The following is a 13,918-nucleotide window of genomic DNA, read 5'->3' on the forward strand; positions in this document are numbered from 1 at the left end:
AGGTAGGGAGGTAGGGAGGTAGGGAGGTAGGGAGGTAGGGAGGTAGGGAGGTAGGGAGGTAGGGAGGTAGGGAAGTAGGGAGAATTTTTATTAATAAAAAGCTATTTTTAATCAGAAAAAAATCCTCTCCCCATTACCCCATCACCCCCGGTAATTTTTAACTTAGAATGAAATGGCCCTGCCCAAAGTTGGGGGCTAGGGGGATGATAAACTTGACATTATTAATAGCAAATATTTAAGGATTTTAGATGAACTATAGCAATCAGAAACCATTTGAAAAGGATATCGCCCCCAAACCCCCAATACTGGGGGCTTTGAACAGATTAAATTTTTGCAAATCATTTCACACTGCTATATCATGCTAAATTCCCTGAAGAATTACCAGATAAAATTAAGCAGGAACGGTTGCGGGTTTGAGTTCATCTTCTGACTCCGGCTTGAACTTTAAAATACCAATACAAGTTTGCCACTGTCATGTGAGAAGCCTGTTGTAAATTAGCAGAAACGAGGCTTTTAAATCCCGCATTTTTTGCGTGTTCACTCACATAACGTTCCGACTCTCGCCGCAATTCTGGGTTCATTAAAAATAAAAGTTGATCATGTAAAGATGCTGAATGAGATTTGGTCTTTAACTCTTGATAATATTGGTATTCAGGCGGTTCTGTAACGGTAACTAATTCTGTCTCTGAAGTTTCGGGAGATTCTTGAAAATCTGCACTTTCTAATAGTTTTAAATCTTCGGGTGGTAAACTCATCATCCAATCTATTTGATTTTCCCACGCTGACAACGCCGCTAAATCATGGTTGTAAATATGAGTCAATTCGGGGAATATAAAGTCTAATTCTTCTTCTGTTTGGCAAGATTTTATTACTTCTAACGCATCTTGACGAATTTTTTCTTGTAAGTCTGAAACGGATTGTTTTAACGCTTTGGGTTCATTTTGTAGTTGATAGGTGAGACAAATGGTTTGTTCTATCGCCCAAGCACATTCGTGTCTTCGCAGTTTTCCGGGTGCGGAAGTTTCTGATAATAAATGGGGACTATTGTAAATCGCCAACGCTTCTCCGAGGGTTTGACGGGCGTTAGAAAGTTCTACTTTTCTCGCGTCTAAATCTTCGATAGTCGTGGCTGTTTTCATTAATTTTGTCGCTTGAATAAACCGTGAATAGGCTTTGAGATATTCGAGGCGATGCTGTTCAAATTTGATATCTTCCGCGACTTTATCCAAATGTTGAACAATTTCAACGCCCTGGCTTCTTAAGGCTTGTTTGAGGTCAAGAAAACCGCCCCGGAGTTCTAATTTTAATTGTTTAACATCTTCTCGTAATTTAAAGGTTTGCCATAAATTAACGGCCGAAAGTACAGCCGTCGCCGCCACACCCACGCCGATAAATGCTGTTGTTGCTTGCAAGACTCCCAAGCCCGATTTAATAACGTTTAATTGTCCTAATACTTGTTGATTTTGGTACATTTGTCCTAACGCTAAAGGAATCTGGGCTGGAGTTCCACCAATTAGAGGCGATAAAGAAGCACCGTTAAAAACTGCACCTTTTGCCATTTCTACAAATTGACCCGTAGCGGGATCTCGTACTAATGGCAAAACTTGACCTGTACTTGTGGTGACTTGAAGCAGTTTACCTGCGGCTAAAAGAGCTTGACTTCCTGCACTGAAGATGTATTCCATGATTGTTAACTTTTTTATTGAAGAATGACCCTGCTTTCTAATCGAATGATATACTATTTTCGTGTAGAAGCATTATTCTCATTCTACTCTAACTCGAATTGTAGTGAATCAATAAAAATTGATTTGTTAGTTAGTTTTCACTAGAGAAATTTCATCTCCGTATTTTTACGGAAGTTCTCAATAAAAACCTATCAATCACTAAAATATAGGAGATTGACGACTCATGGATTTATCATTAATTACCGCTGATACCGTCGATTTACTGTCTCGCATTACCGGACTTAAACTTCGTGAAAAAGATCTCAGTCCTCCCGTTGTGTTTCTCGCCGCTTTAGTCTCCGTTTTGTTGGGTGTTATATTCGTCGATCAACAAGTCACCCAAGAGGAAGTACAGCGACTGAAAATTACTCTCCGTCAGTTTATTCCACCATCGGGAAATGTTAGCGAGTTGGTGAAATTAATGGTAAAAGGAGTTCGTCAACAAAAGGTTTATCAAAATCCTAATGATTTGTCGTTGCTGACTGCTTCTTTTTCGGAATCGGAAAAGTTGTTATTGATTGGCTTGGGTTATGAAATGTCAGCAGCAGATGGAGATATGGATGAACGAGAGAAGAAATATTTAGAAATTTTGGCGAATCACTTGAGACTTGAACCGCAATATTTAAACGTATTAGAATCGGCGTTTAGTAATCCCGCTTCTGTAGATAAGGAATATTTAGAAAAAGTCAGATTTTTACTCGATCCGGTTTGGTTTCACGATTTAGATAGCGTGTTTGTGAAAGCGGCGAGTCAAATGTTAGCGGTTCTTCCGGTTGTTTCCGAAAAGAAAAAAAGTCAACAGCATCGCACGATTTCCTATGAGGCGTTACAAGCCTTTCAAGAATGCAAACGCCAGCTTGATCGAAAATGTGTTGATATTGAGAAAATTGTACAGGATTGTACGGAGAGAGAGTTTCTTCAGGCGTCTTTAATAGAGGAAATTGGCAAAGTTTCTAAAAAGCTACAGTCTCAACGTTTTCGAGTTGCGGTTGTGGGTGAATTTAGTCAAGGAAAGTCAACGATTTTAAATGCTTTACTGGGTGAAGAAATCCAACCCGTTCGAGATATTCCCTGTAGCGGAACGGTAACGGTTTTGAGATATGGAGAACAAAAACGGGTGATTTGTTGTTACAAAGATAAACGACAAGAAGAAATCCCGTTAGAACAGTATCAAGAAAAAGCGGCGATTTCCGAAGAAGCTGCATTGGGAAATATTACCGAAGGATTGGCGAATTCTGAAGTTAGTAAAATTAGCGAAATTATTTTTGAGCATCCTAACTTAGAGTTGTGTCGATATGGGGTTGAAATTGTTGATTCTCCGGGGTTGAACGAACATCCAGAACGAACGGAAATCACTCAACAACTGCTAAAAGATACGGATGTTGTTATTTTTGTAACGAATGCTTCCCGTCCTCTCACACAGGGAGAACGAGAGTTACTGGAAAGTCTGAAAAATCAACTCAATGGCAATGAACAGGAACCCGCCAATAATTTGTTTATGTTGGTGAATTTCTGGGATTTACTTCGCAGCGAAAACAGTCGTCAGCAGGTACAAAAACGGATAGAAAATTTGGTGATGGCGCAAAATCCCATCATTGGCGGAGAAAACCGAATTCATTTTATTTCTGCACAAGCAACCCTCGATGCTATTTTAGCGGGAACGGAGAATGAGTATCTACAAAGTTTTTCTCATTTTACCCAATCTATAGAAAAGTTTCTGACTGAGGAACGAGGAATTTTGGAGGTTAAGAAAGCAACGACAGAAGTTAATCAATTAATTCGGTCTGGGTTAGAAGGTTTGCATCAAGCCGAGAATCTTTTAGAAGGAAAACTACAACTAAGTGAGGCTGGAAAGACAGAAATTATTGAACAAATGGGAGAAATCAGTGGACGGGATGTAAAAATAAAAGTTATAGCAGACCAAGAAGTAGAAGATGTGATTGATGATGCTGTTGAATATTGGAATCAATGGGTTGAAAAATTGGATGTGCGGATTTTTGAAGCAAGTGATCGATGGGATTCTAACTATTCAGCCTTTGAGGATAAAAAAAAGTTGATCGCAGACTATGGAGATAAATTTACAGCTTCTCTTTCAAAAGAACTTGAGCAGTGGGTCAAAACATTAGAAGAAAATATTTTGACTGATCGGCTGAAAGATTTAAACGGATTTATTCAAGATGAGCTTGAAGAAATCAGAAGTAATTTAACTAGATTAGATAGTCGGCTTGATACAAATGTTGGCAATCAATTTACCTCAACTTTGATCGGAAATCTGAATGCTAATGAATTAGGAATTAATCCAGCACTTGGTTCTAACAATAATGAAGAAGGGGGATTTAATTTGTTTGGTGGTTTGGGAACAGGCGGATTAACAGTCGGCGCTCTACTGGCATTTACAGGAATAGGATTTCTTCCCATACTGATAGCTGGAGGGATAGCCGCAGCAATTGGATCTTTTTTATTTGGTGGGCCAAGTGAAGAGGAAATTCATGCTCAGGTTAAGCAAGAAGTTTGTGAGGCAGGTTTGAACAACTTTTATGAGTCTCAAGAAGAAATTTTTGACAAGATTTGTGCTAACATTCAATCAATGTATAATACCCGAGTTGAATTGGCAAGTGATTTAATTAAACAGGCGATTTCACTGTGCGAAAATCTACTAGAACAGCAACAAAAAGTTTATCAAGAATCTGTTCAACAGCGCCAACAAGAGCAAGCTTGGATACAACAACAGCGTCAACGACTAGAACAAGTTCGACAGGAAATAGAAGCCATTGTTCGAGAAGTTAACCCAGTTAGCAATCAATAAAATTGTAGGAGGGGTTGGCGAAGTGTTTGATGGGCGTTTGATGGGCGTTTGATGGGCGTTTGATGGGCGTTTGATGGGCGCATTGCCATGCGCCCCTACGGGGAACGTTTTACTTCCAGTTTTAAAGCAGCTTTTACCCATCCAAACTCTGCGGTAACTTTATCATAAATTGTGGTAATATCTTCTGATAAAGGAACGCCTTTTTCTAAGGTTTCACGGGCTTTCAGTTCTAACTGTTCGCAGAATTCAAAGAGTGTTAAAGCGCCCAAGGTTCCGCTAATTGATTTGAGAGAATGGGCGGCGGGTTTGAGTTGTTCCGCATCTAGGTTTGTAATCGCTGATTCTATTTTTTCTAACAATTCTGGAGTGGTTTCTAAATAGGCTTCAACAGCTTCTTCTAAAGCTTCAATTTCTCGTAAACTCTCAATCACATTCGGATCAAGGACAACCAATTTTTCACGGGGAGAAGTCGCCACTTGAGTCGAAAAATCTTGGTTTTGTTTGGCTTCATTTGTTAACTGAACAGCCTCAGAAACGACACTATCGATATTATTATTTAAAACAGCTTGATTAATCGGTTGACATTGTTTCAAAACAGAAACTAGCTGTTCCATTCTAATCGGTTTACTGATATAATCATCCATACCTGCGGCAATACAATCATTGCGATCGCTTTCCATTGCATTAGCAGTTACCGCAATAATTCGGGGACGTTCAGAGGTATCTTTTTTGCGATCGCCATAGAGTTTTTTAATCTGTCGCGCCGCTTCCAAGCCATCCATTTCCGGCATTTGCATATCCATCAAAACCACGTCATAAGATTGGCGTCGTAATGCTTCTAATACTTCTAAACCGTTCCCGGCAACATCCGCCCGATATCCCATCCGTTGTAAGATTTGCAAAGCGACTTTTTGGTTAACCAAATGATCTTCAGCCAGTAGAATTTTTAAGGGTAATGTCTTAGCGAGTAAGGGAATATCTTTATTAAGTTTCAACCGATTTTTATCGACTAAATGAACTTCTAGCGATTCTCCACCTAAAATATTCATCAATACATTATAAAGCTGAGATTGTTTAATCGGCTTATTTAAACAAGCAGAAAAATCATAAAGTTGGGCGCGATCAATACTTTGCCTTCCCATCGAAGTTAACAAAACCAAAGGAACTCTTTTATAAGGTGACAGCTTGCGAATTTCTTTAGCCAAAGATAACCCATCAAAATCAGGCATTTGCATTTCTAACAACGCCATATCAAACGGTTCACCCTGACGCAAAATATTTAAGGCTTCTAATCCATTTGCGGCGGTTTTTGCTAGCATTCCCCAAGCTTGAGTTTGTAGAGTCAAAACTTGGCGATTTGTGGCATTGTTATCAACAATTAATAACCGTTTTCCGGTTAACTCTGGCGTTTTACCCCACTCTTTTTTGAGATGAGAACAAGATTCTACAACAATGGTAAAATAAAAGGTTGAACCGACTGCTTTATTGGGAATAAAAGATTTAGACGTTTGTGAAACTTGATCAATTTTTACAGGATCAGGTAAGGGGCGATTACCTATAGAATTTGTCATTGAAGGTGTAAAATCAGCAGGCGGTTCACCTGCTATCGTTTTGTGACTTTCTACCCACATTTGCCCGCCCATCATTTCAGCAAGTCGTTTGCTAATTACTAATCCTAAACCCGTTCCGCCATATTGCCGACTGGTGGAAGAATCCACCTGACTAAAGGATTTAAACAAACGATTCATGCGTGCGGGTGGAATGCCAATTCCGGTATCTCTCACTGCAAATTGAATCTGATAACGGTTGGGTTTAGTTGTCGTTTCTGTAGAATTTTTGTCTGAGTTATCGTCTAAGTTATCCTCAGAAGCAATAGGCTTTAAAGAAACAGCTTTTAGAGAAATAACCACTTCTCCGGTTTCTGTAAATTTAACCGCATTGCTGAGAAGATTTACTAAAATTTGTCGGAGTCGCGCCCCATCTCCAATCACTTTAGAAGGCGTTAAAGGATCAATTAAATAAGCAAGTTCAATATTCTTACTCACTGCTTTTGTCGCGAGTAAATCCAACGATTCTTCAATGCAAGTTCGCAAGTCAAAGGGATGTTGTTCTAACTCCAGTTTTCCCGATTCTATTTTCGAGAAATCCAAAATATCATTGATCAATGAAAGCAACGCATCGCTACTACTCCGAATCGTTTCTACATAATCTTGTTGAGTAGAGGTGAGGTGAGTATCTAACAATAACCCCGTCATCCCAATTACCGCATTCATGGGAGTGCGAATTTCGTGACTCATGGTGGCTAAAAACTCACTTTTCGCTTTAGTTGCAGCCAGGGCTTCATCTCGCGCTTTCGCTAAATCTTGGGCGGTTTGTTGACGTTCAAGTTCACTTCCTATCCATTGGGCCATTAACTTTAATAGTTCCCGATCAACTGCTTTAAAAGGTTCTGTTTTTGTTTGCTGACTCCAAAAACATAAAATTCCATAAACTTTATTCTCAACAATCACCGGAATGCCCATATAAGCTTCAATTTTAAATGGTGTTGAAGTTGAACAGGGTAAACCCGAAAATTGTAGGGATTCAAAATAAAGGGGTTTTTTCGATTTGGCTGTCATCAAACACAAACTATCTGTCAACTCAAAAACTTTTCCTTTCTGAATCTCTGGATAGGGACACATAGCAGCCATGATTTCCAGTTTATATTGATTTTGAGTAGGATTAATATCTTCTAAACGAGAGAGTAACCCCACTTCTAAACCAAACTTATAACAACCCACTTTTAAAATTCGACGAAGACGTTCTTGAAAATTTATCTCTCGGGCGGATGTTATCTGATATAATGCTCGAATAGAAGCTTCACTATCTTGGAGTTGTTGTTCGCGTTGTTTGCGATCGCTAATATCTCGGGAAACACCAATAATTTCTTGTGAATCTTCATTTTCAGAAGTTCTAATCGCGCTACTGGTGGTTTCAAACCAAATATAATTCCCGTTTTTGTGACGAATACGATAAGTTATGGTGTAAGTTACATTTTGACGCAATACAAAAAAATGAGCTTTCACTAAAGCATTCAGATCCCGAGGATGAAGAAAATCAGCAGCAGTACAATTAATTAATTCTTCGGGTTCATATCCGAGTAAAACTCGACAAGCGGGTGAAGCATAAAGAATGATTCCATCAACCGAATGGCGAGTAATCATATCGGTTGAATGTTCGGCTAATAAACGATAACGTTCTTCTTGTTCTAGGCGATCACAATCAGCATCTTCTAGGGCGCGAAGCATTTGGTTAATGGTTTCAGCTAAATTCCCCAGTTCATCTTCTCCCGATACCGATATTTGTAGAGATAAGTCACCACTGCTGCTAATATGACTCACTTGATTGTTTAAATCAGATATACGGAATAATACCAATCGTTCTAAAACAAAGAGAGTAATTCCCCCTAAGATTGCACCGACAAACAAAACTGCTAGAATTAAGTGATATTGACTATCTTGGGCTGCTTTAGAGAAGATTCGCTTAACTTTTACTTCAAGTTTTAAAGCATTTTTTCCTTGAATATCTCGCAGAACTGTATATCCCTCTAATATTGAATAATTTAGCGATTCAACCCAAATATTTTCTGATTTTTCTGAAGGAAATATTTCGGAACTCCAAGGTTTGATCTGGAGAGATAATTGACTCCTTTGGGCAATATCCGGAACTAAGCGGTTTAAATTATGTCCTAATAGAACAACACCTTGAATATTTGAAGAATCAGAGGTAAAAATAGGTTGGGCTGCAATTAACCAATTGCTTTCTGGTAAAGTTAAAAGACCCGAACTTCCAGGGGTAAAAATTGAAGAATAAGAACTGTTTTTTTCTGCTAAACTAGAAGACAACAAAAAGTTAGATTGGGAAATTTTCTGACTATTTTCACTCAAAAATCTGCTAAGTCTGAAAGAGTCGGAGGTCAGATAGTCTTGAAACCCTTCAGAAATAGGGATTTCTCGCTGACGAGTTGGATCAAATCCTCTGCTGAAAACAACTTTCCCTTCCGCATTCACTAAGACGAATAAATCAACGGGTGTTCGTTGCCAATCTACCTCTATAGAATTGGAGGAATTGACAATCGCAGCAATATTGAGGGACTGGGCTTGATCTTGGGCTAGTTTTTCTAAGTTTACGGATTCTTGGTGTAAAGCATTCACCGCCCGCATGAACTCTTGATGTACAGACTCCACTTCTAGGCGATGAAAGTTATTATGCAGGACAATTGATGCTGTGACATAGAGTGCCACAAGGAGACTTGATAGGGCTGCACCGATAATTAATAGGGTTTTCTTACGCAATTTCATGGGATATTCCTTAGTGGTGCGACTGAGTGACTCGCATCAATACACCTGCACCCAACTGATGGAGGGGAATCTCCAACCATGGCATCTCAATCAACCGTAATCGTTTGCTGGTGACATTACCTCATCTTTTTGAGAGGTTGGTTGATGTCTCATCTCGATTTTAACTTGAATACTCCAAACCCTTCCAATCTCTCGGTCTTGATCACCGCAGAATAGCAGAAAATAGCCATTGAAAGTCACAGATAAAATCTTGTAAAATCTTCTACTCTTTGAATTTAGATTAAATTCCGTTTGATTTGCTCACGGTTCGGTCATCAAAATTTGATACAATTTTGTCTAATATATAGATATTCAAGTTAGGGTTGTTTGGAGATCACTTTTCAAGCTTTAACCCTAAATAACGTAATATTAAACTTCAACTCAAAAACACAACTCAAAGTACGAGGTGGTTTGAAGGTGAAGATGATCCCAGATTTTTGCGGTATTGTTCGATAGAGTTGCCGTAGAACTCAAGGAGAGCGTCCCCTGTAAACGGGGAAAAATGAACAACCTTTTGTGGATCTTAACTCACCTATAGGTTTTTCAATAAAACTTTAGAGTTGATTCATGTCACAATAGAACACAAGTTGAAGTCATAACGAGTTACTGAGGGGAAGTCAAATATGGTAGCCCTTACCGATAAAGTTCAATCTAGTCGCTTGACGATGGAAGTCAGCGAAACGGTTACAGATACAACCGCAATTCGTTCCTTAGATTGGGATCGCGATCGCTTTGATATCGAATTTGGATTACAAAATGGAACAACCTATAATTCATTCATCATCCGAGGCGAAAAAACGGCTCTAGTTGATACCTCCCACGCCAAATTTCGTCAACAGTACCTCGAAACTCTCCAAGGACTGATTGATCCGCGTGAAATTGATTATCTGATTATCAGCCATACCGAACCCGATCACAGTGGCTTAGTCAAAGATGTTTTAGAACTCGCTCCCGATATTACCATTGTCGGTGCAAAAGTCGCGATTCAATTCCTCGAAAATCTCACCCACGTTGAGTTTAAACGCATTCAAGTCAAAAACGGCGAGACTCTAGATTTAGGCAACGGTCATCTCTTAGAATTTGTCTCTGCTCCCAATTTACACTGGCCAGACACGATTTTCACCTACGATCGCAAAACCGAAACCCTGTTTACCTGTGATGCGTTTGGGATGCACTATTGCTCGGATCAAACCTATGATGAAAATTTAGCCGAAATTGAGCCAGATTATCGCTTCTATTATGAATGCTTGATGGCACCGAACGCTCGTTCAGTCCTGAGTGCGATCAAACGCATGGAAAAACTCGGGGAAATCAACACGATCGCCACCGGACACGGGCCATTACTTCGTCATAATGTCGGGGAACTCGTCGGGCGTTACCACGAATGGAGTCAAGCCCAAGCCAAAGGCGAAACCACCGTAGCGGTATTCTACTACTCCGACTATGCCTATAGTGATCGGCTTTCCCAAGCGATCGCTCATGGGGTGACTAAAACCGGAATTGCAGTCGAAATGCTAGATTTGCGATCGGCAGATCAGCAAGAAATTCGTGAACTCGCCAGTTCCGCCCAAGGTTTAATCGTCGGTACACCGCCTGTCTCTGGCCCTGATGCTGAAATAGCCTCTGAAGCAATTAGCACGATTTTAGCCTCCACTCACGCTAAACAAGCCTTTGGTCTGTACGAAAGCGGCGAGAGTAGCTTATCGGTTTATCTTTTAGAAGTCAAATTCAAACAAACCGGAATTAAACAAGGTTTTCCCTCCATTCGTGTTACTGAAACCCCAACCGAAAACACCTACAAACTCTGTGAAGAAGCGGGGACGGACATCGGACAGTGGTTAGGGTTGAAAAAAGCCGTTAAGCAAATGAAATCCCTCGATAATGACCTCGATAAAGCGCTCGGTCGCCTCAGTGGAGGATTATATATTATCACCGCAACCAAAGGAGAAGTTCGCAGTGCGATGTTGGCATCATGGGTGTCTCAAGCCAGTTTTCAACCCTTGGGTTTGAGCATTGCGGTGGCAAAAGATCGGGCAATTGAAGCTTTAATGCAGGTTAATGATACCTTTGTTTTAAATGTCTTGGCAGAAAATAACTATCAAAAGCTGATGCGTCATTTTCTCAAACGGTTTGCGCCCGGTGCGGATCGTTTTGAAGGAATTGAGACTCAAAGCGCCAGTAATGGCAGTCCGATTTTAACGGATGCGGTGGCTTATCTAGAATGTAAAGTTGCTAGTCGGATGGAGTTGAGTGATCACTGGATTATTTATGCCACTGTGCAAGCAGGACGAGTGAGTGATCCCGATACTTTACCTGCGGTTCACCATCGGAAAGTGGGTAATCATTACTAGACTGGGACTCGAAAAATAGGGAATATAAAAGTGTGAGTTGATTGTCGTTCTCTGCGGGAGAGTGATAAAAAGGAACTCAAGAAATGCCTGTTTTTTTACTTTTTTTAGGCAACGGCGTTGATAAAATCAGAGGAATAGGAATCTCCAGAGAACGCCTAATTATTCACGTCTCAACCATTTCCCTATTTTTACGAGGTGCAATTCCATGTCTACCGATTTATTGAAAGACCGTAGTTACACAATTGTGATTGCTCGCAGTGGGGTCAGCCGCGATCAACAGCATCCTTGGTTTAATGAATGGATAGATGCTCAAGCTTCTTTAATTGATTTGGCAAAGAAATGTCAGGAATTTGATCCCAATGGCTTAACGATTTATGAGGCTTCTAGTTATTTAAAAAAATATCCGAAAGCGACCGTGAATCGATTTGCCGATATCTTACAAGAAAATAACCGTTCTTGTGTTACCAATATCATTGACATTAATGTAGTTGAAGCAGTTGCTGATATTCTCAATCATTATTTTGAGCGCAAAGAAAATAATCAAACCAAGCCCAAAGGTGAGATTATTGTGGTTGTTCTAGATAAACATGGCATTGATGGGATTGGAGATCTTCAACAATTAATTATCAAATCCTCCCATAAGATGGATTATGCCGAAGAATTGGGAATTACCTTTATTCAAATCGGAGATGATGTGACAACTCGACGATTTATGACGGGATTGGATGATGATTTAACCCAAGTCGGTGCTAAGTTTGATATCGTGGATACAAAATATTGGCATGAAGTTAAACGGAAATCCGTTAATCAGTTTTTAATTGATGCAATTTTGGATTAAAGCAATTTACAACTCATTCAAAAGAATCTAACATGACAGCAACACTTGTAAAAGCCCGTGACGTACAAACACTCTTGATTGCAGAAGATACAAAAGTTCTGCGATCGCGCACTTGGGATCGCCTGAAATTTGAGGTTGAATATTCCCTCAAAAAAGGCACCAGCGCCAATAGCTATCTGATTCAAGCCGAACAAACTGCCATTATCGATCCGCCCGGAGAATCTTTTACCCGCAACTATATTGAAGCCCTGCAAATGCGGCTGAATTGGTCGAAATTAAATTACATTATCTTAGGACATTTTAATGCGAATCGAGGGGCGACGATTAAAGCATTATTAACACTTGCCCCACAAGTTACTTTTGTTTGTTCCAATCCCGCAGCCTTAGCTTTAAAAGAATATCTCAGCGACTACGATAATATTAACCTGCTCGTTGTTAAAGGAGAAGAAACCCTCGATCTCGGTAACGGACATCAACTCCAATTTATCGCTGTCCCCACTCCCCGTTGGCCGGATGGCTTATTAACCTACGATCCCAAAACCCAAGTATTATACACCGATAAATTCTTTGGGGCGCACGTTTGCGGCGATCAGATCTTTGATGAAGGATGGTCAATTTATAGCGAAGATCGACGCTTTTATTATGATTGTCTTCATGCTGCCCAAGCCCGTCAAGTGCTTTCAACCCTCGATAAAATTGCAGATTTACCCCAAATTAAATTCTATGCAACAGGTCACGGGCCATTAGTTCGTTATGGCATGAGTGAGTTAACTCACCTCTATCGAGAATGGAGTAATCGACAAAAAACTCAAGATTTTAATGTGGCTTTATTATACGCTTCAGCCTATGGAAATACAGCAACTATTGCCCAAGCGATCGCCAAAGGTTTAACTAAAGCAGGTATTGCGGTCGAATCAATTAACTGTGAATATACCAAAGCCTCAGAAATTCAAGCCGCGATTGAAAAATGTGATGGATTTATTATCGGTTCACCCACTTTAGGAGGTCACGCCCCGACCCAAATTCAAACCGCATTAGGAATTATATTAAACACCGCTTCAACTAATAAATTAGCGGGAGTTTTTGGGTCTTTTGGGTGGAGTGGAGAAGCAATTGATATCCTTGAAAGTAAGCTAAAAGATGCCGGATATAAGTTTGGGTTTGAACCCATCCGCGTCAAGTTTAAACCCACCGATGTCACCCTACAAACCTGTAAAGAAGCGGCGATTGATTTTGCCCAAACCCTCAGACGCACCCAAAAACTTCGCAGCGCCCGATCTTCTGTTACGGACTCGGGGGCCGATCGTACTGCCCAAGCGGTAGGGCGTTTAGTGGGTTCGCTGTGCGTGATGTCTTGTCGGCGAGAAGATGTTCAGAGTGCGATGTTGGCGTCGTGGGTGTCTCAAGCGACATTCAACCCTCCTGGTTTAACCATTTCGGTGGCGAAAGATCGGGCGTTAGAGTCTTTAACCCATAGCGGCGATCAATTTGTGTTGAATATTTTAGAAGAAGGAAAACAACTGCGTAAGCATTTTATGAAGCGGTTTGCACCGGGTGAAGATCGGTTTGCGGGGTTGGATATTGGGGAAGCATCTAATGGTTGTGTGGTGGTAAAAGATGCCTTGGCTTATCTCGAATGTGAGGTGAAACAACGGATGGAATGTGGCGATCATTGGTTAATTTATGCCACTGTTACTAATGGTCAGGTGTTAAGTTCTGAAGGAGTAACAGCCGTTCATTACCGCAAAATTGGTACCCATTATTAAAGGATAAAGGGTTCAAGAGATAGACGGGAAAAGTTTCAGTTAATTTTTTTCAAC

The 13,918-nt window shown here is 40.3% G+C and carries 6 protein-coding genes; 4 read left to right on the top strand and 2 right to left on the bottom strand.

The features are described from left to right. Window positions 1-419 precede the first annotated feature (419 nt). Window positions 420-1,685, bottom strand: a complete 1,266-nt coding sequence (locus tag M595_RS02265) for a hypothetical protein (protein ID WP_023064292.1) — start codon at window positions 1,683-1,685, stop codon at window positions 420-422. 223 nt (window positions 1,686-1,908) lie between these two features. Here M595_RS02265 and M595_RS02270 point away from each other — a divergent pair, with 223 nt between their 5' ends. Next, window positions 1,909-4,530 (top strand): dynamin family protein, encoded by a 2,622-nt coding sequence (locus M595_RS02270; RefSeq protein ID WP_023064353.1) that lies wholly within the window; start codon window positions 1,909-1,911, stop codon window positions 4,528-4,530. A 95-nt stretch (window positions 4,531-4,625) separates the two neighbouring features. On the opposite strand, the gene M595_RS02275 is transcribed toward M595_RS02270, so the two are convergent. After that, on the bottom strand, window positions 4,626-8,870 hold the full coding sequence (locus M595_RS02275) for a response regulator (protein WP_023064287.1): 4,245 nt from the start codon (window positions 8,868-8,870) through the stop codon (window positions 4,626-4,628). 662 nt (window positions 8,871-9,532) lie between these two features. On the opposite strand from M595_RS02275, the gene M595_RS02280 reads away from it, so the two are divergent. The 3 genes from M595_RS02280 (at window position 9,533) to M595_RS02290 (ending at window position 13,864) form a co-directional block, all read left to right on the top strand. After that, window positions 9,533-11,260 (top strand): diflavin flavoprotein, encoded by a 1,728-nt coding sequence (locus M595_RS02280; protein ID WP_023064346.1) that lies wholly within the window; start codon window positions 9,533-9,535, stop codon window positions 11,258-11,260. Window positions 11,261-11,465: 205 nt separating this feature from the next. Continuing rightward, on the top strand, window positions 11,466-12,098 hold the full coding sequence (locus M595_RS02285; RefSeq protein ID WP_023064423.1) for a vWA domain-containing protein: 633 nt from the start codon (window positions 11,466-11,468) through the stop codon (window positions 12,096-12,098). A gap of 32 nt (window positions 12,099-12,130) precedes the next feature. Next, window positions 12,131-13,864, top strand: a complete 1,734-nt coding sequence (locus M595_RS02290) for a diflavin flavoprotein (protein WP_023064279.1) — start codon at window positions 12,131-12,133, stop codon at window positions 13,862-13,864. The last annotated feature ends 54 nt before the right edge of the window (window positions 13,865-13,918 follow it).

Origin of the sequence: Lyngbya aestuarii BL J (assembly GCF_000478195.2) — a bacterium.
GTDB lineage: Bacteria > Cyanobacteriota > Cyanobacteriia > Cyanobacteriales > Microcoleaceae > Capilliphycus > Capilliphycus aestuarii.

Coding starts and splice junctions, on each gene's coding strand:
- M595_RS02265 (WP_023064292.1), bottom strand. CDS start 1,685: ATGGAATACATCTTCAGTGCAGGAAGTCAAGCTCTTTTAGCCGCAGGT.
- M595_RS02270 (WP_023064353.1), top strand. CDS start 1,909: ATGGATTTATCATTAATTACCGCTGATACCGTCGATTTACTGTCTCGC.
- M595_RS02275 (WP_023064287.1), bottom strand. CDS start 8,870: ATGAAATTGCGTAAGAAAACCCTATTAATTATCGGTGCAGCCCTATCA.
- M595_RS02280 (WP_023064346.1), top strand. CDS start 9,533: ATGGTAGCCCTTACCGATAAAGTTCAATCTAGTCGCTTGACGATGGAA.
- M595_RS02285 (WP_023064423.1), top strand. CDS start 11,466: ATGTCTACCGATTTATTGAAAGACCGTAGTTACACAATTGTGATTGCT.
- M595_RS02290 (WP_023064279.1), top strand. CDS start 12,131: ATGACAGCAACACTTGTAAAAGCCCGTGACGTACAAACACTCTTGATT.